The organism is Streptomyces sp. NPDC059900 (assembly GCF_050270335.1).
In the GTDB taxonomy this organism is placed as follows: Bacteria; Actinomycetota; Actinomycetes; order Streptomycetales; family Streptomycetaceae; genus Streptomyces.
In genome coordinates, this window is record NZ_JBNNJZ010000117.1 from 1 (window position 1) to 19,266 (window position 19,266).

Annotated in this window: 19 protein-coding genes; 7 read left to right on the forward strand and 12 right to left on the reverse strand. The window is 73.0% G+C overall.

Features of this window, described 5'->3' with window-relative positions; all coding sequences use genetic code 11:
* The first annotated feature begins 185 nt into the window (after nt 1-185).
* A complete protein-coding gene (locus ACQKIP_RS18120; protein WP_365854185.1) occupies nt 186-1,538 on the forward strand; it encodes an ABC transporter substrate-binding protein in 1,353 nt (450 codons plus the stop codon).
* Here the strand turns inward: ACQKIP_RS18120 and ACQKIP_RS18125 are convergent, their stop codons facing one another.
* A complete protein-coding gene (locus ACQKIP_RS18125; RefSeq protein WP_427743441.1) occupies nt 1,539-2,495 on the reverse strand; it encodes an endonuclease/exonuclease/phosphatase family protein in 957 nt (318 codons plus the stop codon).
* Between the two features lie 272 nt (nt 2,496-2,767).
* Here ACQKIP_RS18125 and ACQKIP_RS18130 point away from each other — a divergent pair, with 272 nt between their 5' ends.
* Entirely contained in the window at nt 2,768-3,049 is a 282-nt protein-coding gene (locus tag ACQKIP_RS18130; RefSeq protein WP_427743443.1) for a cupin, read from the forward strand.
* 78 nt (nt 3,050-3,127) lie between these two features.
* Nucleotides 3,128-3,685 carry a 2'-5' RNA ligase family protein gene (locus tag ACQKIP_RS18135; RefSeq protein ID WP_365854189.1) on the forward strand — a complete coding sequence of 186 codons (558 nt, stop codon included), beginning with the start codon at nt 3,128-3,130 and terminating at the stop codon, nt 3,683-3,685.
* A 10-nt stretch (nt 3,686-3,695) separates the two neighbouring features.
* Here ACQKIP_RS18135 and ACQKIP_RS18140 read toward each other — a convergent pair whose 3' ends face one another.
* A complete protein-coding gene (locus ACQKIP_RS18140) occupies nt 3,696-4,691 on the reverse strand; it encodes an EamA family transporter (RefSeq protein ID WP_365854191.1) in 996 nt (331 codons plus the stop codon).
* Between the two features lie 69 nt (nt 4,692-4,760).
* Here ACQKIP_RS18140 and ACQKIP_RS18145 point away from each other — a divergent pair, with 69 nt between their 5' ends.
* Nucleotides 4,761-5,624 carry a LysR family transcriptional regulator gene (locus tag ACQKIP_RS18145; protein WP_365854193.1) on the forward strand — a complete coding sequence of 288 codons (864 nt, stop codon included), beginning with the start codon at nt 4,761-4,763 and terminating at the stop codon, nt 5,622-5,624.
* A 4-nt stretch (nt 5,625-5,628) separates the two neighbouring features.
* Here ACQKIP_RS18145 and ACQKIP_RS18150 read toward each other — a convergent pair whose 3' ends face one another.
* From ACQKIP_RS18150 to ACQKIP_RS18190, 9 genes are all read right to left on the reverse strand, one after another.
* Nucleotides 5,629-6,891 carry a cytochrome P450 family protein gene (locus ACQKIP_RS18150; RefSeq protein WP_365854195.1) on the reverse strand — a complete coding sequence of 421 codons (1,263 nt, stop codon included), beginning with the start codon at nt 6,889-6,891 and terminating at the stop codon, nt 5,629-5,631.
* Between the two features lie 76 nt (nt 6,892-6,967).
* A complete protein-coding gene (locus ACQKIP_RS18155; protein WP_365854197.1) occupies nt 6,968-8,269 on the reverse strand; it encodes a cytochrome P450 in 1,302 nt (433 codons plus the stop codon).
* Nucleotides 8,266-8,928, reverse strand: a complete 663-nt coding sequence (locus tag ACQKIP_RS18160; protein WP_365854199.1) for a GTP-binding protein — start codon at nt 8,926-8,928, stop codon at nt 8,266-8,268. Before ACQKIP_RS18160 ends, ACQKIP_RS18155 begins: the two co-directional genes overlap by 4 nt.
* Complete coding sequence (locus tag ACQKIP_RS18165; RefSeq protein ID WP_190079886.1) at nt 8,906-9,268, reverse strand: DUF742 domain-containing protein; 363 nt, start codon at nt 9,266-9,268, stop codon at nt 8,906-8,908. Before ACQKIP_RS18165 ends, ACQKIP_RS18160 begins: the two co-directional genes overlap by 23 nt.
* Nucleotides 9,265-9,711, reverse strand: a complete 447-nt coding sequence (locus ACQKIP_RS18170; protein WP_365854201.1) for a roadblock/LC7 domain-containing protein — start codon at nt 9,709-9,711, stop codon at nt 9,265-9,267. Before ACQKIP_RS18170 ends, ACQKIP_RS18165 begins: the two co-directional genes overlap by 4 nt.
* Nucleotides 9,708-11,279 (reverse strand): ATP-binding protein, encoded by a 1,572-nt coding sequence (locus ACQKIP_RS18175; RefSeq protein WP_365854723.1) that lies wholly within the window; start codon nt 11,277-11,279, stop codon nt 9,708-9,710. Before ACQKIP_RS18175 ends, ACQKIP_RS18170 begins: the two co-directional genes overlap by 4 nt.
* A 235-nt stretch (nt 11,280-11,514) precedes the next feature.
* A complete protein-coding gene (locus tag ACQKIP_RS18180) occupies nt 11,515-12,981 on the reverse strand; it encodes a tannase/feruloyl esterase family alpha/beta hydrolase (protein ID WP_365854203.1) in 1,467 nt (488 codons plus the stop codon).
* A gap of 104 nt (nt 12,982-13,085) precedes the next feature.
* A complete protein-coding gene (locus ACQKIP_RS18185) occupies nt 13,086-14,516 on the reverse strand; it encodes an extracellular catalytic domain type 1 short-chain-length polyhydroxyalkanoate depolymerase (RefSeq protein WP_427743436.1) in 1,431 nt (476 codons plus the stop codon).
* A gap of 465 nt (nt 14,517-14,981) precedes the next feature.
* A complete protein-coding gene (locus ACQKIP_RS18190; RefSeq protein WP_365854207.1) occupies nt 14,982-15,506 on the reverse strand; it encodes a flavodoxin domain-containing protein in 525 nt (174 codons plus the stop codon).
* 849 nt (nt 15,507-16,355) lie between these two features.
* Between ACQKIP_RS18190 and ACQKIP_RS18195 the strand changes: the two genes are divergently transcribed.
* The 3 genes from ACQKIP_RS18195 (at nt 16,356) to ACQKIP_RS18205 (ending at nt 18,445) form a co-directional block, all read left to right on the forward strand.
* Nucleotides 16,356-17,204 (forward strand): universal stress protein, encoded by an 849-nt coding sequence (locus ACQKIP_RS18195; RefSeq protein WP_365854209.1) that lies wholly within the window; start codon nt 16,356-16,358, stop codon nt 17,202-17,204.
* 72 nt (nt 17,205-17,276) lie between these two features.
* Nucleotides 17,277-18,002, forward strand: coding sequence for a hypothetical protein (locus tag ACQKIP_RS18200; protein ID WP_365854211.1), 726 nt, complete (start codon nt 17,277-17,279; stop codon nt 18,000-18,002).
* A complete protein-coding gene (locus tag ACQKIP_RS18205) occupies nt 18,002-18,445 on the forward strand; it encodes an RDD family protein (protein ID WP_365854213.1) in 444 nt (147 codons plus the stop codon). Before ACQKIP_RS18200 ends, ACQKIP_RS18205 begins: the two co-directional genes overlap by 1 nt.
* 63 nt (nt 18,446-18,508) lie before the next feature.
* Here the strand turns inward: ACQKIP_RS18205 and ACQKIP_RS18210 are convergent.
* Nucleotides 18,509-19,266 (reverse strand): MFS transporter (locus ACQKIP_RS18210; protein ID WP_427743439.1); only part of this gene is annotated, 758 nt, incomplete at its 5' end.

Here is a 19,266-nt window from a genome sequence, read left to right on the forward strand (position 1 = left end):
TGCCCGGGCCGGTCCGGGCGCGGACGGCGACTTTTGTCAGATGCGTTGACGAACCAACTACCGCCTCCTAGCTTCGAGTCCGCCGCGGTTCGTATGTCATATACGAGACGCGGTATGCCATACGCGGTGTACGCATGCCGTGTGCCGGCGTACCGAGCCACAGTTCAGAGGAGAGCGAACCCGTCATGAGTTCCCGCATCCGCAGGGGTCCCCGTCGATCGGCCCCCACCGCCATAGCCCTGTCTCTCCTTGTCGGCATCACCGCCACCGCCTGCGGCGACGACGGCTCCGGCATCGCGGGCGATGCGGGCGGCGAAGGGTCCGGCAAGGGGACCATCACCTTCTGGGACAACAACACGGCCGTCCGGCGCGACATCTGGATGGAGATCATCAAGGACTTCGAGAAGAAGTACCCCGACATCAAGGTCGATTACGTCGGCATCCCCGCCGAGAACGCCCAGTCGAAGTACGACAACTCCATCCAGGGCGGCGGCCTGCCGGACGTCGGCGGCGTCGGCGCCGCCATGCTCGCCGCGATCGCGGCCCAGGGCGCGCTCGAGCCGCTGCAGGACCGCCTTGCCGAGAGCCCGCTGGACGGCGAGCTCAGCAAGAGCATGCTGGCGTCGACGACTTCGGCGGGCGGCACGTCGGAGCTGCTCATGGTCCCGACCTCCGCCAACAACGGCGTCCTGTATTACCGCACCGACCTCTTCAAGTCCGCCGGCGTGGACGCGCCGACGACATGGAGCAAGTTCTACGAGGCCGCGGACCACCTCACCGCCAGGGACAAGAACCAGTTCGGCTACACCATCCGCGGCGGTGTCGGGTCCATCGCCCAGGCCCTGGACGCGATGTACGGGCAGAGCGGCATCAAGTCCTTCTGGAACGCCGACGAGACCGAGACCACGGTCAACGACCCCCGGAACGTCGCGGCCCTGGAGAAGTACACGGCCCTCTACAAGAAGACGACCCCGGCCGCCGACCTCAACAACAACTTCACGCAGATGGTCGCCCAGTACGACGGCGGGCAGATCGGCATGCTCAGCCACAACCTGGGCTCCTACCAGGACCACGTGAAGGCCCTCGGCTCCAAGAAGTTCCGCGGCGTGCCCAACCCGAAGACGGCGGACGGCAAGCGCGTCCAGGTATCCAACCCGATCGACGGCCTGTCGATCTTCAAGACCAGCACCAAGAAGAAGGCCGCCTGGAAGTTCGTCGAGTTCGCCTCCTCCCACGAGGCGAGCTCCGAGTTCAACGAGTCAGCCGGACTGATCCCCGCCAACAACAAGGCGGTCAGGGACCCCTGGGTCAAGAAGTCGGAACCGACACGGCTGGCCGCCGACGCGCTCAACTCCCCCGACACCACGATCGTCCAGCTGCCGTACTACCTGCCCGACTGGAACACGATCTCCAAGGCCGACAACGAACCCGCCTTCCAGAAGGTCATGCTCGGCAAGACGAGCGCGAAGGACTTCCTGGACGACCTCGCCGACCAGCTCAACACCGCACAGTCCGACTGGCAGCGGCAGAACTCCTGATCAGGGTCCGAGGTCGATCCCGGCGGCGACGGGCAGGTGGTCGCTGCCGGTGGCGGGCAGGGTCCGGACGCGGGCGACGCTCGCCGCGCGGGTCATCACGTGGTCGATCCGGGAGACGGGGAGAGCGGCGGGCCAGCTGAAGGCGAAGTCCTCGCCCGCCGAGTCCATCCGCCCGGTGACCGGGTCCAGGCCTCGGTCGTCCACCGTGCCGTTCAGGTCGCCCAGGAGGATCACCCGGTCCAGCTTCTCGGCGGCCAGCGCCGCGCCCAGCAGGCCGGCGCTCTCGTCCCGCCGCCCGGAACTGAAGCCGCGCCACTGGACACGCACCGAGGGCAAGTGGGCCACGTACACCGCGATGTCGCCGCGGGGCGTACGGGCCTTGGCCCGCATCCCGCGGTTCCAGCCCTCACCCACCCCCTGCGGCCTGATGTCCAGGGCCCGGACGCCCGTCAGCGGATACTTCGACCAGAGCCCGACCGTGCCCCGCACCGCCCGGTGGGGATACCGCGGCGCCAGTGTCCGCTCGTACACCGGCAGCGCGGAGGCCGTCAGCTCCTCCAGGGCGATGAGATCCGGTCCGGCGTCGAGCAGGGTGCGTGCGGTGCCCGCGGGGTCGGCGTTCACGTCGCTGACGTTGTGCTGGACCGCCGTGACGTCGTGATCGCCGCTGTCTCCCGCCGCCGCCCGGCCGCCGAAGAGAAAACCCCAGACGGCGGCGGGCAGCAGCAGCGCCACCAGCGCGAGGGCCGAGCGGCGCAGCAGGGCCAGGGCGAGCAGCAGGGGAACGGCCAGCCCCAGCCAGGGCAGGAACGTCTCGAGGAGACTGCCGATGCGGCCCACGGTGTTGGGCACCACGGAGTGGAACGCCAGCAGGGCGGCGGTCAGGACGGCGAGCGAGGCGAGAACGCGGCCGCGCGCCCAGGGCGAGCGGCCCGTGGCCCGCGCACCCCAGCGCAGCCACCCCCGCAGCCGCGCGCTTGCCGCATCCGACGCCGCCCCGCCGTGCACGTGCTCCACCCCAAGCTCCCGTCTCCTCCGCCACCCCTGGCCGGGAGCGCGACGTGCCTGGTACGACGCCACCAACGGGTGATCAGGTTCCGGCGGCCGGATGCGGTGCGCGCGGGCAGCGGGAAGACTGGGGGACGCGTGTCCGCGCGCACCCGCCGGCGCTCCTTCGAAGGGACATCCCCGTGGCCGATCTCTACGCCCTGGTCGGAGAGCACCTCGACATGGCGCGCGCCGCCGCGCACGGGCGCAGCGCCGAGCTGCTGCTGCACGACGGTCCGCTGCGGCAGAGCCTCATCGTGCTCACCACCGGACACGAACTCGGCGAACACGAGACGCCCGCCGCCGCGACCCTGTTCGTCCTGCGCGGCCGGGTCCGGCTCACCTCGGCCGGCGATGACCTCGAACTGGGCGAGGGCGAGTTCGCGCCCGTCCCGCACGAGCGCCACGGTCTGACCGCCCTGGACGACTCGGCCGTCATCCTGACCGCGGTCACCGGCATCTGAGCCTCCACCACCACCGCACCGCGGGGCCTTGCCGGCCGCCGCGGGCGCGCGGGCCCGCCGGTGCGATCATGGCGTGTGATGAACGCCGATGAACAGTGCGCCGCACGCGAGAGCGCGCAGGAGGGGTGGCCGGACGTACCCGGTGACACCGCGCTCACCATCAAAGTGCCCGAAGCCGACCCGCTGGTGCGGGCGGGGTTCCCGGCCCATGTGACAGTGCTCTACCCGTTCGTGCACGAGAGCCTTCTCGACGCCGCCGCCCACCGCGAACTGACCGCGCTCTTCGCCGGGCACGACGCCTTCACCCTGACCTTCGCCGAGTTCGCCCGCTATCCCGGCGTCCTCTACCTCGATCCGTGGCCGCACGCCCCGGTCACCGCCCTGGCCAAGGACCTCACCGGGCGCTGGCCCGACGCCGTGCCCTACCGGGGGATCTTCGAGCCCCCGCTCGCCCCGCACCTGACGGTCGCCAACAGCGAGGGCCCCGCGACCCAGGACGCCGCGTACGACGCGTTGCAGAGCGAGCTGGAGCCGCTGCTGCCGCTGAGCAGCCACGTCCGCGCGGTGCATCTCATCGCCTGGGACGGCGCGCGCTGGCAGGACCGCGCCGTCTACCGCCTCGGACACCGACGGTGACCTCTGCTGCTCAGTCCCTGGCGCCGGCCGACGCTGCTCGGCGACCGCCCGTGCGCAGTGCGCCCGCGCTGGCCACGACCACCAGAGCGATCGCCGCGCACTGCATCAGCGAGAGACCCTGGTCGAGGACCAGATAGCCCGCCAGCGCGGCCACGGCGGGCGCCAGGCTCGTGAGGACCGCGAACGTCGCCGCGGGCAGCCGGCGCAGCGCGAGCAGTTCCAGGGTGTAGGGCACGCCCGAGCTGAGCACCGCGATGGCCAGGCCGAGCGCGAGTACCCCCGGTTCCAGGAGCGCCGCACCGGCGGCTCCGATGCCCAGCGGCAGGCTGACCAGCGCGGCCACGGCCATCGCGATCGCCAGGCCGTCCAGGCGCGGGAAGCGCGCTCCCGCGCGGGCGTTGAGCACGATGTACGCCGCCCACATCGCCCCGGCGCTCAGGGCGAAGGCCACGCCCGCGGCGTTGAGCTGGTCGAAGCCGCCGCGGCCGAGCAGGTAGACGCCGGCCAGCGCGAGGCAGGCCCACAGGAGGCTGGCGGCGCGGCGCGAGGCGGCGACCGACAGGAGCAGCGGGCCGAGCACTTCGAGGGTGACCGCCGCGCCGAGCGGGATGCGGTCGATCGCCTGGTAGAACAGGATGTTCATGCCGCCGAGCGCCAGGCCGAACCCGCCGGCCACCGCCCAGTCGGCGCGCGCGTATCCGCGCAGCCGGGGCCTGGTCACGACCAGGAGCAGCGCCGCGGCGAAGGCCACCCGCAGCGCGACGGTGCCAAGGGCCCCCGCGCGGGGGAAGAGCAGCGCGGCGAAGGCGGCACCGAACTGCACGGACAGCGTCCCGGCGAGGACCAGGCCGACGCCGGTGAGCGTGCCGCGGCCCGCGCCGTGGCGCAGGACGGCAGGCGCTGCGGTGGGCACTGGGGTGGGCGCGGACGGGTCGTGCGCGGGGGCGGATGTGTGGGGTGCGGCTGGAGCGGTGTGCGCCGCGGGCGTGTGCGCCGGAGGTGTCATGCGCACCACGCTAGGAAGTACGCCGCGCTACGTGAAATGCCGAGTCCGCTGCGGTTATGCTTCCCGGGCATGACCATCGAGCTGCGGCATCTGCGCGCCTTCCTCGCCATCGCCGAGGAGGGCAACGTCACCCGCGCCGCCGCCCGCCTGCACCTGAGCCAGCCCGCGCTCTCGCGCACCCTGCGCCAGCTCGAGGACCATCTGGGCGCGCGCCTGGTGGACCGCTCCACCCATCACCTGGAGCTGACCGACCAGGGGCGCACGTTCCGCGACAAGGCCGCCGCCGCGCTCGCGGCCGTCGAGACCGCCCTCGATCCGCGGGGGCTGCGCCGGTGGCCGCTGCGCCTCGGCCACACCTGGGCGGCGCTCGGCGACCACACCGTGCCGCTGCTGCGCCGCTGGGACGAGACGCACCCCGGCACGCCCCTCGAGCTGCTGCGCGTCGACGACCGCACGGCGGGCCTCACCCGGGGCAAGGTCGACGTGGCGCTGCTGCGCGGCCCGGTCCCCGCGGCCGGGCTCCGGACGGAGCTGCTGCTTTCGGAGGAGCGGGTGGTGGTGATGGCGGCGGACAGCCCGCTGGCGTCGCTGCCCCGGGTCACCCTGGCGGATCTCGCCGCCTATCCCATCGCCCTGAACAACGTCTCGGGCACCACGACGATGGACCTGTGGCCCGCGTCCGACCGTCCTGTCGCGTCGATCGAGGTGACCAATACCGACGAGTGGCTCGTGGCCATCGCGGCGGGCCGCGCCGTCGGGGTCTCCACCACGGCGACGCCGAGCCAGCACACGCATCCGTCGCTGGTCTTCCGTCCGCTGCCGGACGCGCCGCCCGTTCCCGTCACTCTCGTCTGGCGGGCGGGACCCGGCCACCCGGCCATCCCGGACCTGGTGGCGCTGGCCCACCAGGTCCTCGCCGGCACCGCCCGCTGACCGGCTACGGCCGCCGGTCGCCCGGGCGCACGGGCAGCTTGTGGACGCTGTTGCCCACGAAGGAGGCGTGGCGCGGCAGTTCGGGCTCGGGGACGGCGAGGTCGAGGTCCGGGAAGCTCGTGAACAGCTGCTCCAGGGCGATGGTGGCCTCCATGCGGGCCAGCGGGGCGCCCATGCAGAAGTGCGCGCCGTGGCCCAGGGACAGGTGCCGGGTCGTGGTGCTGTCGCGGGTGATGTCGAAGCGGTCGGCGTCGGGGCCGTGGGCCTGCTTGTCGCGGCCCGCCGCGGAGTAGCCGGCCAGGACGGGGGTGCCCTGCGGGATGACGGTGCCGTCGAGCGTGAGGTCGCGGGTCGGGTAGCGGAAGGGGAAGTAGCTGACGGGGCTGTCCCAGCGCAGGGTCTCCTCCACCACGTCGGCCCACGCCACCTTGCCGGCCTTGGCCAGGGCGAGCTGTTCGGGGTGGGTGCACAGGGCGCGTACGGCGTTGGTGATGAGGTTCAGGGTGGTCTCGTGCCCGGCGATGATCGTGAGCATCAGGGTGCCGATCAGCTCGTGCGGGCTGAGCCGGTCGCCGTTCTCCTCCCTGGCCGCGATCAATGCGGTGGTCAGGTCGTTACCCGGGCTCGCGGCACGGGCGGCGGCGACCGCGGTGAGGACCTCGATCATTTCCTTGTTGGCCGCCATCGCCTCCTGCGGGCCGATGTCGGTGGCGACGATCTGGTTCGACAGGTGGTGCAGGCGGTCGTGGTATTCGGCGTCCACGCCCAGGAGTTCGCAGATGACGCCCATCGGCAGCGGCAGCGCGAAGTGCGCCCGCAGGTCCGCGACGCCCTCGCCCCCGGCGGCGGCCCGCTCCAGGCCGTCCAGCAGATCGGTCGTCAGTGCCGTGATGCGCGGCTCCAGTTCCGCCACCCGGCGCGGGGTGAACGCCTTGCCCATCAGGGAGCGCAGCCTGCGGTGGTCGGTGCCGTCGGCGGTGGTCATGCCCTGCACCGTCGCGAACGTCTTCAGCGGCCAGCCGTCGGGTATGTCGCCGGCCTGCAGCGCGGCGAAGTGCTGGGCGTTCTTGGCGACATCGGGGTGGGCCAGGAACTCCTTGAGCGCGTCGTGGCCGAGCACTGCCATGCCCTCCACGTCACCGGGCAGGACCACGGACGCGACGGCGCCGCCCGCCAGCAGCCGGGCGTTGTCCGCGTGCGGACAGCCGCCGGCCGGGTCGAAGCGGTGCGGCTGGCTGGCTTCGGTGTTCACCTGTGACGTGTTCAACGGGCTCTCCTGGTCGAGGGGCGGGCTGGTTGCGGCCCGGGCTCTGCAAGGGCTTACGGGGTGTCCGGTCACCGCGTCACAGCACGGGCTGGGGCTCCGGCGACGGGGCGGGATGCTGGGGCAGGACGGGGGCGGTGAAGCGGACCGGGAGCGAGGCGAGCCCCTTGCTCCAGGGCGATTTGATCCACTGCAGGTCGCTCTGCGGGATGGCCAGTTCGAGGTCGGGCAGCCGGTGGCGGATCGTGTCCACGGCGGTGCGGGTGATCAGGCGGGCCGGGTCCTGGGCGGGGCAGATGTGCGGGCCCGCGCCGAAGGCCAGGTGGGAGCGGTTGCCGACGACCGGTGTGCCGTCGTCGGGGAGGATCTCCGGGTCCGCGTTGGCGCCGGCCAGACCCAGGATGAGCATGTCGCCGGTGCGGATGTGCTGCCCGCCGAAGGTCATGTCGCGGGTGGCGTAGCGGGCGGGGAAGTTCTGGGTGGGCGGGAAGCGCCACAGGACCAGGTCGAGTGCGTCGTCCACGCTGAGGTGGCCGCCGGTGAGCGAGGAGCGGAACTGCGGGTCGCACAGCAGGATGCGCAGGGTGGTGGCGATCCAGTTGACGGTGGTCTGGTTGCCCGCGACGAACATGACCACGAGGTTGTGCAGGACCTCTTCGTCGGTGAGCTGGGCCGGGTGGTGCAGCAGGGCCGAGGTGATGTCGTTGCCGCGGTGGCGCCTCTTCTCCTCGATCAGCTGCAGGAGGATGGCGCCCATGCGCTTGCTGGCGTCCGCCGCGCCGCTGGTGGCGGACGCCGTTCCGGCGAGGGCCTCCACCAGGTGGCGCCCGGTCTCGTCGTCCAGGCCGAGGAGTTCGGTGATGACGCGCAGCGGCAGCTTGCGCGCGTAGTCGGCCACCAGGTCGGCCTCGCTGCGCTCGGCGAACGACACGATCACCTCCTCGGCCGTGGCCCGCACGGAGCGCCGCAGTTCATGGCCGTTGATCCCGGCGAGGGCGGCGGAGACGGCGGCGCGCATCCGGCGGTGCTGCTGGCCGTCGGCGAACAGCAGGGCGGGCCGCCAGCCGACCATGGGCAGGATCGGCGAGTCGGCGGGCACCCGGCCCTCCCGCAGCAGGCTCCAGCGGCGCGGATCGTGCGAGAAGTCCTGCTCGTCGCGGGTCAGCTGGAGCATTTCCCGGTGGCCGATGACGAGCCAGGCGTCCACGCCCGGCGCGACGGATACGGGCGCCACCGGCCCGTGGAAGCCCCGCAGTTGCTCGTAGAAGGCGGGCATCGCGTCGCCGTCGAGGTCGGATCCGTACAGCGCGGTCGAGGGCGCGAGGGCTCCGGTGACCGGGCAGCGCGATGGCGGTCCGGACGCGTCGTGGGGCGAGGTCATGAAGTCTCCGTGGCGACGTTGATGAGGTGGCTGACAAGCGCGATCAGGGCCCGGACCGAGGACGCGGGATCGCGCGCGTCGCAGTTCACCACAGGGGTGTCGGGCAGCAGGTCCAGGGCCGCGCGCAGGTCTTCGGGGCTGTGCTCGGGGCTGCCGGGGAAGACGTTGACGGCCACCGCGAAGGGCAGTCCGAGGTCCTCCAGGTTGCCCAGGGCGTCGAAGGACGCCTCCAGATCACGCGTGTCCACCAGGGCCAGCGCGCCGAGCGCGCCCTTGGCCAGGTCCCGCCAGGCGGGCAGGAACCGCTGCTGGCCGGGGGTGCCGAACAGGTAGAGCACCAGGTCGCCGTCGATGGTCATCCGGCCGAAGTCCAGGGCCACGGTCGTGGTCGTCTTGCCGCCGGTCACGACGGTGTCGACCCGGGCGCCCGCCTGGGTCATGACCGCCTCGGTGGACAGGGGTTTGATCTCCGAGACGGTGCCGATCAGGGTGGTCTTGCCGACCCCCAGCGGCCCGACGACCAGGATCTTGGCGGCGCCCGCGACGCTGGAGGTGAGGTACTTCCCGGAGCCGGAGCCGGGCGCCGATTCGGCCGCGGCTGCGGAGCCGGATGGTTGCGGCGCCTGCGACGGCGCGTCAGAGGCGGCTTTCGAGACCATGGAGGACCTTTCTGAGCATGGTCACATCGGTGTGTTCGGCCGGCGGCACGGGCGGGCGGGTCACGATCAGTCCCCATTCGAGGAGATCGCAGAGCAGTACCTGTACGACCGACGGCGGCTGGCCGATGTGGGCGGCCACCTCGGCCACCGAGAGGAGCCCCTGACAGTGCGCCAGGATGGTCTGGTGCTCGGGCTGGAGCGAGGCGGGGAACGCCGCGTCCGTCGCCATCACCAGGGATTCCCAGGCCAGGGACTCGATGTCTGATGCCGCCCGTCCGCGAGTGATCACGTACGGGCGGACCGCCGAGGCCGTCGGCTCCTCCGGCCGCGGCTCCGTCATGACGCCGCGGCGGCCGGATCCCGCGGCAGGCTGCTCAGGTGCGAGCCGATCTTCACCACGAGCAGCTGCATCTGCTGGGCCACCAGGCCGACATCGGCGGTCAGGTCGGTGGCGACCCCCAGGTGGGCGCCCACGCCGGCGTGGGTGAACAGCACGAATCCCTGGTCGGATTCCACCATCAGCTGCCGTACGTCGGCGCCGGTGCCGAAGAGCAGCGCGGTGGTGGACCGGCCCGTCATGGTCATCGCGGCACAGGCCGCGGAGAGCGACTCGGCCTCGGCGACGCTCAGGTCCGACACCGGCCCCGAGAGGTTCTCCGCGGACGCGTGTCCGAGCCGCAGGCCGTCCTCGGAGACCACCACGCTGTGCCGGACACCGGGGATCTCGATCAGCGGGCGGAGCATCCAGCCCAGGTCGGGAAGGGGGGTGATGATTCCGGTCACTGCCGGCCTCCGTCATGCTCGTCGGGCGAGGGGGGTTGGGTCGGTGTCGCGGTCGGCTCCTGGTCGGCCGACGGGTTCGCTTCGTGCGCCGCGAGGTGGTCCGCGTCCAGGGCCGCACGGCCGCGCAGGGAGCCGGACACCACGCTGGCGATCGACGCACGCGCCGCCTCGGGCGTCCAGGATCCTGCCGGTGCGGCCGGGGGCGCCTGCCGCTGCTCCGGCACGGGCCTGCGGGGTGTGCCGGGGGCTGCCTGGCGGCGGTTGCGCCGCCGGGGCAAACCGGCCGTCGTCTCGTTCGCCGGGGGCGCGCTCGGCGCGGCCCGGACGGACAACTCCACCTGCTCGGCGGTGTCGTGCTGTTCCTGCACCTGCGCGGCGGCCTGCTCCGGCGCCACGCCTTGGGCCACCGGCTGCCGCACGGGGGGTGCGCCCACGGGGTCCGGCTCGGCCGACGGCGGCGATGACACCGTTGTCGGGGCGCTCACCCGGTGGGATCCGGTGAGGCGCGAGGGCGGTTCGGTCAGCAGCCGGAACGGCACGAACGTCACGGCGCGCGTGCCGCCGTAGGCCGAGGCGCCGCTCAGCTCGACGTTGAAACCGAGCTCCCGGCTCCAACGGCCTACACAGGCCAGGCCGAGGCGGGGCACCGCACCCAGGCGGGCGAGGTCCTGGTCGTCGCGGAGCTGGCCCATCGCGCGGTGCAGCACGTCCGGCGGCATCCCGAGCCCGGCGTCGTCGATCTCCAGGACCGCTCCGGCGCCCACCTCGCGGATGGTGACGACGACTTGCGAGCGCGAGGGCGAGAACACCGTGGCGTTCTCCAGGAGTTCGGCGATGGCGTGCATCAGGCCCTCCACCGCGGGCGGCACCGCGTAGAGCGTCTGCCCGCCGTGCACCTCGATGCGGCTGTACTCCACGATGCGCGACTGGGCGCCGCGTACGCAGTCGTACAGCGAGACCGGCCGGGTCTCCCGGCGGGCGGGCCAGATCCCGCACATCACCAGGAGCGTCTGGGCCTTGCGGGTCATCTGCGCGGCCGCGTGGTCGGCCTTCATCACCTCGGCCATGAGGTGCTGGTCGTCGATGGAGCGCTCGACCCGGTCCAGGACCTGCTGCTGCACGGTGGCCATCGCGTGCATGGTGCGTGCCACGGACTCGAAGGCGGCCTGCACCGAGTCGCGCAGACCGCGTTCGCGGCGTACGGCCTCGTCCGATCCCAGGGCGGCGGACACGGCGGCAAGGGCCCGCGCGAACTCCTCACCGGTCTCGCCCGGCGCGGCCAACGGCCCCGGTACGCCCTCGAGACGCTGCCCGGCGCGCACGCGCTCGGCGATCGCCGGAAGCCGCACACCGGCCAGGTGGGCCACCTCGGCCTCGCGGGCCGCGGCAAGCCGCTCCTGGCGGGCCCGGTCGGCCCGCTCGGCGGACAGCTGCCGCACAAGGACGAGCACCCAGGCGAGCAGCAGCACCGCGACCGCGGCGCAGCCGCCCGCAAGGACCTGGCGCCATTCGGCGGCCGCGTCCAGTGCGGCGAGCACCGCACCCGCGGCCGCGAGGACCACCGCCATCAGCCAGACCACGGCCTCGCGCCCCACGGACCCGCGCTTGAGGCGGCTCACCACGGCGTACCTGACCAGGTGATCGTGCACACCTTCACCACAACGAACGAACCCTCCCCGAACGCACCGAACTCCCTTACGAATGGGGAGCGTGGCGATCTTAGGGCAACTCCGCATTTTCCGCTTGTCGTTGAGGAAGGCGGCCTTCCGGTGTGCCTGGACCTGCCGGGATTTGCCGGATTTCCTACCGCGCGAGGGGACACACGGCGATCAGCGCGGCCGGGTCCGCTCCGTCCGGACGGGGCACGGTCCGGCTGCGCGGCGGCTGCTTGCCGCGGTCGGTCCACGCCTCCATGGCCGTGAAGGCGGAGCGGTGGCAGGGCACCAGGGGACGCAGCTTGTCGGGGAAGGTGTCGAAGAGCGAATCGACGTGGGTACCGCCTTCGATCCGGTAGTAGCGGAACAGGTCGCCGCGGCCCGCGTCGCGCACCATTTTCGCGTAGACGTCCGAGTCCTTGCTGATGGGCAGCTGCACGTCGAGGGTGCCGTGCACGGTGATCAGCGGTTTGCCGATGCGTCCGGTCAGGGCGATCTTCCCTACGGCGGCGCGGACTTCGCGCGGCCGCGTCGCGTAGGCGTAGTCGGCGTCGCAGTCCGGTGTGCCCGTGGCGCAGAAGGGGGTTCCGGCCTCCGTGGCGCCGTCGTAGCCCGGGTCGAGTTCCTCGCGGTAGATCCGCTGGGTCAGGTCCCAGTAGACCTGGTGGTGGTAGGGCCACAGGAATTCGGAGCCGGCCGGGAACCCGGCGGCGACCATCTCCCGGTGGGCGTTGCCGGCTCCTTCACCACCTGCCGCGTAGCGGGGATAGGCGCGCAGTGCGGGCGGCAGGAAGTCGAGCAGGTTGGGGCCCTTGGTCCGCCACAGCGTGCCCTCCCAGTCCACTCCCCCGTCGTAGAGCCCGGGATGGTTCTCCAGCTGCCAGCGCACCAGATAGCCGCCGTTGGACATGCCGGTGGCCAGGGTGCGCGCGGCAGGCCGGTGGTAGCGCTGCGCGACCACCGACTTGGCGGCGCGCGTGAGTTGGGTGACGCGATCGTTCCATTCGGCGATCGCGGCTCCGGGTTCCTCCCCGTCCCGGTAGAAGGCCGCTCCGGTGTTGCCCTTGTCCGTCGAGGCGAACGCATAGCCCTTGGAGAGCACCCAGTCGCCGATCGCCCGGTCGTTGGCGTACTGCTCCCGTACGCCGGGGGTGCCCGCGACCACCAGGCCGCCGTTCCACCGGTCGGGCAGCCGGATGACGAACTGCGCGTCGTGCTTCCAGCCGTGGTTGGTGTTGGTGGCCGAGGTGTCGGGGAAGTAGCCGTCGATCTGAATGCCCGGCACACCGCGGGGCGTTGCCAGACCGGCAGGGGTCAGGCCCGCCCAGTCGGCCGGGTCGGTGTGGCCGGAGGCGACGGTGCCCGCGGTGGTGAGCTCGGCCAGGCAGGACTTCTCCTGGTGTTCGGCGCCGGGCACCTTCAGCCTCGCCGATGACGCACAGTGCGCCGCGCTGTTGCCCCCGTCCGCGCCGGACGGTGCGGCGGCGGACGATTCGGCGGCGGCCGGGACCGCGGCGAGCGTGACGAGCAGTCCCGTCAGGGCGAGGGCGCCGCGGATCGAACGGGCGGGGCGACCGCGGCGGAGCAGGGTTCCGGGCGGAGCTGTGGGTGGCACGGGTACCTCCGGTGGGCGTGCATGCGTACGGGGAACTGCGCGGTCAGGAGCGGTGGCGGGGGCGGGGCCCGCTGCCACCGCCCCCGGTCGGTGTGCGGGGTCGGTCAGGGGCAGGCGCCGTCGGCGATGACGTAGTGGCCGGCCGGCGACTCCTTGAGGGTGTGCGTGACGGCGACGTTGTAGAGGCCCATGTTCTGGTTGGAGCCCTTGGCGTAGGTGTAGCCGCCGCTGGTGGTGGCCCGTCCCGCCTGCACGTGCTGGTAGTTGTTCGCGGTCCAGCACTTGGCGCCGGAGCCCGTCGTGGAGGCGGTGACGGCGGCTGACCGGGTGCCTTCCCTGCCGTCGCTGTCGCGGGCGGCCACGGTGTAGGTGTGGCTGGCGCCGGGGCTGAGGCCGGTGGCGGTGAACGGCGGGGCGGTCGGGGTGGCGACGCGGGTGCCGTCGCGGTACACGGCGTACGACGCGGCGCCGGTGACGCTGTTCCAGTTCAGGGTTACGGATGTGTCGGTGGCGCCGGTCGCGGCCAGACCGGCGGGGGCCGGCAGGCCTCCGGGGTCCGGGGCGGAGCCGTCCAGGCCGAAGAAGCCGGTGATCCAGTAGCTGGAGCAGATGGAGTCGATGAAGTTCGCCGTGCCGGTCGCACCGCACTGCTCGGCGCCCGTTCCCGGATCGACCGGGGTGCCGTGGGCGATGGAGGGCACCCGGTCGACCTCCACGGCGACCGCGCCGTCCGCCCCCAGATACTGCTCCCTGCGCGTGGAGTTGGGGCCGATGGCCGAGGTGCGGTCCGGGCTCTGGTCGATGCCGTGCACTGCCGTCCACTGGTCGCGCAGTTCGTCGGCGTTCTTCTTGGCGACCGTGGGGTCGCTGTCGCCCTGCCACACGGCCACCCGCGGCCAGGGGCCGCCGTAGCCGGGGTTGGCGTCACGGACGCCTTGCGCCCAGGCCGCGGGGGTGCGGTCGACGCCCGGGTTCATGCAGCTGTACGCCGACACCACGTCGTCGGCGCAGTCGTAGGGCAGGCCCGCGACCACGGCGCCCGCCCGGAACACGTCCGGGTAGGCGGCGAGCATCACCGAGGTCATGGCGCCGCCGGCCGACAGGCCCGTGACGTAGGCGCGTTGCGGGTCGGCGCCGTAGGCGGAAGCGGCGTGCGCCACCATCTGGCGGATCGACGCGGCCTCGCCCTGCCCGCGGCGGGTGTCGCCCGGCTGGAACCAGTTGAAGCATTTGCTGCTGTTGTTGGCGGAGGTCTGCTCGGGAAACACGAGCAGGAAGCCGTGCTGGTCGGCGAACTTCGCCAGGCCGGCATTGTCCGCGTACATCTGCGCGCTCTGGCTGCACCCGTGCAGGGCCACCACCACCGCGGGCTCGGCCGCCAGCGTGGCCGGCTTGTACACGTACATGTTCAGGCTGCCGGGATTGGCGCCGAAGCTGCCGATCTTCTCCAGGGCGACGGCCGCCGGCGCCGCCTGTGCGGCGGGCGACGGCGCGCCCACCGCCGCGGCAGCGACCAGGCCCACCACGGCGCTCACCCGCCCAAGGGCACGCCGCCACCGCCCGCCCCGCCGCGCCCGAGCGGGCGGCGCTGCGGGCGACTGCGGGTTCGAACGTCTCTGGTACGACGGCATGGCGGCTCCCGACGGAGGGCGGCGCGCGCTCTCCGGGGCGGATCACGCGACCCCGGAGTCCGTCCGCTCCTGCCGCGGGGCGGTACGCCGGGGTGCCGGCAACCGTAGGAGGCACCGGAAGCGGCGCAGAATGGCGGCGTCCGCCACAACGCCGTCAACTGCCGCTGGTGTCGGACCTGTTGCCGTGCGGATCAGTCCGTGCTATCAGCGCCGCCCCCGAACCACGGCCGTGCAGACCCTGGTTGAGCTCCCGCAGGACCGCCTCCAGCAGACTGCGCGTGCCGCCCACGGCGGCCTCGGCGCTCTCGCCGGGCCCTTCGGAGCCCGGTGGCGGAACCGCGCCGCGCCGGCCCTTCCTGGCCCGCGGGGTCACAGGCCCGTGTCGGCGGCGTTGGCGCTGGCCAGCCGGTGATGGATGCGCTCGGCCCAGTTGTCGACGGCCTTCCAGTCCCGGTGATCGCCGTAGCGTCCGCCGCGCGCCCGGAAGGCCAGGTGCCGCAGGGCCGGGACGTGATCCCGGTGGATGGCTCCGGCCAGCATCTGGTGCTCGCGGGGGCGGATGAGAGCACGGATCCCCGCCAATTGCCGGGGCTCGGCGCCGCCGCGGCCGGGCCAGCGGCCCGCATGGGGCGGCACGCCGACGCTGTACAGCCACGTGGGATGCGTGGCGAGAGTGCTGGGGTGGCTGCGGATGAAGTCGGTGGCCTGCGCGAGCCAGGCCCCGTGGTGCACCGCACTGCCCAGCACGAACGCGTCGTAGCCTCCCGTCTTCTGTTCGGCTGCCAACGGCACGACGACCGTGACGTGCCCGCACTCCGCGAGCCGGGTCGCGATGCGCTCCGCGATGCCGTGGGTGGAGCCGTGCACCCCGGTATAGCCGACCAGGATGTTCATAAGGCCGCAGCTCCTCTTCCGTGACGTGGGCACGGGCCGGTTGCAGGACGTGGACGCGGGTGGGTGGTACGGCCTTTCCCGGGAGCCGCACGGGGATTGCGGAACATCGAGGATGCTCCCCGGACCGGGAAAGGCCGCCGTCCTCGCACCGGCGGGCAGGCGCCATGGGCGGCTGCCGGGCGAGGCGTCGGGGGTACGACACGGGAAAGGGACGCCGGGCCTGACGGTCTGCTGCCGTCCGCGGCGGTCCGCAACTGCTGCCCGAGGCGCGACATCCCGGCTCTCCCGCTGTCAGTTGAAAACTACACAGAAAGGTAGAACGCCGAGGTCTGGGGCATTCGCCACCATAGAGGCGGTCGGCAAGGTCGAACAGGCGTGTGTCGGCCACAGTAATCAACGGACTCGCCCAGAAACCGACACTCCTGGGGCGGTGCCACCGAGGCCGGTTCGCCCCTCCCCGGTCGGCCTCTTCGGTGGAAGCGTCCCCAGCACGGACCCTGCCGGGGGATGCCGGAAGGTGGTGGCGGCGTGGACGGAATCCCGCTCGGGGGTGCCCCTGGCGCGGCGCCCGCGGCCGGGGTCCGCTCACTGGGGCAACGCCCCTGGACACCCGTATCCAGGAGGCACCGTGACCCGCGTGCGCACGACGGCCCCCGGCGCCCGCCGGCGCGCGGCCAACGGTCCGGCTGCCGGGCCCTGTTGCCCGAGCAGCGCTCCCCCGCCGCCCGGACCGCCGCCGCCCGAACAATTCAAGCCACCTCTCCCCGGCCACCGGGGCACCCGCCCCCGCCATCACACCCCGGTCCCCCGGACCGGCTGACTCCCCACCGCGCCGCGGAGGTGCGCACCATGTCCACGCAGCAGACCATCACCGCCGGTGTCGACGGCTCGCCCGAGAGCCTGGACGCCGCACGCTGGGCCGCCCACGAAGCCCTGCGGCGCAACCTGCCCCTGCATCTCGTGCACGCCGGCGACCCGCCGGCCGGCCGCGGCGGACTGCCGGACGACGACGTGCAGGCCCGGCGCGAGTCCGGTGCCCTCGGCCACGCGGTGGCGGCGCTCTCGCGCACGCACCCCGGCCTGAGCATCCTCGACGAACAGGTCACCGGGCCGCCGGTGGGAGCGCTGCTGGCAACGGCCAGATCTTCGGCCCTGCTCGTCGTCGGATCCCGCGGCGCCGGCGCGCTCACCCGGGCCCTGGTGGGCTCGGTCGCCCTGGCCGTCGCCGCGCGTGCGTCCTGTCCCGTCGCCCTGGTGCGGGCGAGCCCTCACCCCGGGGACACGGGCGCGGCGGCCGGTACCGTCCACCCGGTGGTGCTCGGCCTCGACCTCGCCCGCGCCGGTGACGAACTGCTGGAGTACGCCTTCGGCGCGGCGGCCTCCCGCGAGGCACCGCTCCACGTGGTGCACGTCTGGACGGCCCCGCTGATCCCCTCCGCCGACGCCATCGACCCGATGCCGGAGAAGGAGCGCCGCCTGGCGGCCGAACTCGCGCCCTGGCGGCAGAAGTTCCCCGGCACGCAGGTCACCGAGCGGCTCGTGCACGGCCTGGCCGGCCACCACGTGGTCAAGGCGACCGAGGCGGCGGCCCTGCTGGTCATCGGCCGCCGCGTCCCGGTCGGGCCGCGCTTGGGCCGGACCACGCACGCGGCGATCCACCATGCCAAGTGCCCGGTCGTCGTCGTCCCGCACTACTGAAGGACCTCCGCCGCGGGCGGCTCACCCGCGGCGGAGGATGTCAGGATCGCCGGTTGCCGCTGCGATCACCGAATGGCTGAAGAGAGCGCATGGGGCCCGGCGGCCTTCGTCATCCGCCGGGCGCGCAGTGTCCTTGGCATCGCGGACGAAGCGGCCGGCACGGTGATCCGTGCGCTGGCCGGGGTGGTCCTGGACCGCATTGACCTGGACGAGCTCGTGTCCCGCGTCGACGTGAACCGGATCGTGGACCGGGTCGACGTACGGCGGATCGTCGAGCGGGTGGACGTGGACGCGATCGCGGAACGGCTGGACGTGGAAGCGGTCGCCGCCCGCATCGACGTGAACCGCGTGGCGGACCGCGTCGACGTACGGCGGGTCGCCGAGCGGGTCGACGTGGACGCGATCGCCGAGCGGGTCGACGTGGAAGCGGTCGCCGCCCGCATCGACGTGAACCGCGTGGCGGACCGCGTCGACGTGGACCGCGTCGTGGAGCGGGCCGACGTCAACCGGATCGCTGCCCGGATCGACGTCGACGGGATCGCGGCGCGGCTCGACGTCGACGCGGTGATCGTCCGGATCGATCTGGCGGGACTGACGCGTGAGGTGCTGTCCGAGATCGATCTGGGGCGGATCGTCCGCGACACCGGGGGCGGGATGGCGGCGGAGACCGCCGACGCGGTCCGCCTGCTCGGCAGGCGCGGGGACCGGGGCGTCAACCGGCTCAGCGACCGGCTCCTCAGGCGTGCGGGGCCGCCGCCGGGCAAGGGTGCCGCCGGTCCGCCGCCCGGGCCCGCGTGATGGCCGGGCCGGAAGGCGGGCCCGGCCCCGAAGCGGCCGGGATCGTCTCGCGCGGCGTCGCGGCGGTACTCGACGTGCTGGTCGTGACGGCCGTCGGCTTCGCGCTCCAGGCGGGCGCGGGATGTGTGCGGCTGCTGCTCACCGGGCCGCCGTTCCGCTTCCCGGAACTGCCCTCCTGGCTCGCCGGGGCCGCGGGCTGGACCCTGGCCGTCCTGTACTTCGGCTGCTCGTGGGCCGCCATCGGGCGCACGGTGGGTGACCGCCTGATGGGGTTGCGCGTCACCGACCGGGCCGGCCGGCTGCTCGGGCTGCCGCGCTCCCTGGTGCGTGCGGCCCTGTCGGTGACGTTCCCGGTGGGGCTCTACTGGGTCCCGTTCAGCAGACGCCGCGCGTCGGTCCAGGACCTGCTCGTCGCGAGCGTGGTGCGCTACGACTTCCGCTGACCGCCGCTCGTGCGGCGGTCGTGCGGCGGTCGTGCGGCGGTCGTGCGGCGGGTCGGGGCGGCCTCACCCGTGCCGGGTGGGGGGCGGGGTCCGGGGCAGCTTCGCGGCGGCGCCGAGTCCGCCGAGCCCGATGACGGCCAGCACGGCGAGGGCCACGGCATAGGGTCCCGCGGCCGGGTTCGCGACGAGGATGGTGCCCGCGATCGCCGTGCCCACCGAGGAACCGAGGTTCGACACGCTGCGCGAGAGACCGGATATCTCCCCCTGCTCGTCCTCGGGGAAGCTCGACTGCACCACGTTGACCGAGGGGGTCAGCATCACTCCCATCCCCAGGCCGATAAGGAGCAGCCCGGGAACCGAGGTCCAGATGCTCGATGTCTCCTCGGCCAGGGCCAGCAGCACACCGATGCCGCAGACCGTCGCGGCGAACCCGACCATGACGAGCGTGCGTTGTTCGCGCCGCTTCGCGAAGCGTTCGGCGCCCAGCGAGGACACGAGCAGGCCCAGGGTGGACGCGCTGAAGATCAGGCCGGTGCTGATCGCGTCGTACCCGCGCACGACCTGGAGGTAGGCGGCCACGGTGAACGACACCCCCATGAGCATCAGCCACTGGGTGTGCTGGGTGATCAGACCGAGGTTGGACGTGCGGTTGTGGAACAGGGCGGTGGACAGCAGCGGTTGGCCCCCGGAGCGCTCCTTGGCCCGTACCCAGCGGAAGAAGGCCACGAGCACCAGCGCGCCGACGACGATCAGACCGCCCATCAGCCAGGCGTTGTCGACGGCGGCGAGGATCCCCCTCACGACCACGACCAGACCGGAGC

Excerpts from the sequence above, each read along its gene's own strand:
- ACQKIP_RS18120 (WP_365854185.1), top strand. The coding sequence starts at position 186 with ATGAGTTCCCGCATCCGCAGGGGTCCCCGTCGATCGGCCCCCACCGCC.
- ACQKIP_RS18130 (WP_427743443.1), top strand. The coding sequence starts at position 2,768 with ATGGCGCGCGCCGCCGCGCACGGGCGCAGCGCCGAGCTGCTGCTGCAC.
- ACQKIP_RS18135 (WP_365854189.1), top strand. The coding sequence starts at position 3,128 with ATGAACGCCGATGAACAGTGCGCCGCACGCGAGAGCGCGCAGGAGGGG.
- ACQKIP_RS18140 (WP_365854191.1), bottom strand. The coding sequence starts at position 4,691 with ATGACACCTCCGGCGCACACGCCCGCGGCGCACACCGCTCCAGCCGCA.
- ACQKIP_RS18145 (WP_365854193.1), top strand. The coding sequence starts at position 4,761 with ATGACCATCGAGCTGCGGCATCTGCGCGCCTTCCTCGCCATCGCCGAG.
- ACQKIP_RS18155 (WP_365854197.1), bottom strand. The coding sequence starts at position 8,269 with ATGACCTCGCCCCACGACGCGTCCGGACCGCCATCGCGCTGCCCGGTC.
- ACQKIP_RS18160 (WP_365854199.1), bottom strand. The coding sequence starts at position 8,928 with ATGGTCTCGAAAGCCGCCTCTGACGCGCCGTCGCAGGCGCCGCAACCA.
- ACQKIP_RS18165 (WP_190079886.1), bottom strand. The coding sequence starts at position 9,268 with ATGACGGAGCCGCGGCCGGAGGAGCCGACGGCCTCGGCGGTCCGCCCG.
- ACQKIP_RS18175 (WP_365854723.1), bottom strand. The coding sequence starts at position 11,279 with ATGGCGGTGGTCCTCGCGGCCGCGGGTGCGGTGCTCGCCGCACTGGAC.
- ACQKIP_RS18190 (WP_365854207.1), bottom strand. The coding sequence starts at position 15,506 with ATGAACATCCTGGTCGGCTATACCGGGGTGCACGGCTCCACCCACGGC.
- ACQKIP_RS18195 (WP_365854209.1), top strand. The coding sequence starts at position 16,356 with ATGTCCACGCAGCAGACCATCACCGCCGGTGTCGACGGCTCGCCCGAG.
- ACQKIP_RS18200 (WP_365854211.1), top strand. The coding sequence starts at position 17,277 with ATGGCTGAAGAGAGCGCATGGGGCCCGGCGGCCTTCGTCATCCGCCGG.
- ACQKIP_RS18205 (WP_365854213.1), top strand. The coding sequence starts at position 18,002 with ATGGCCGGGCCGGAAGGCGGGCCCGGCCCCGAAGCGGCCGGGATCGTC.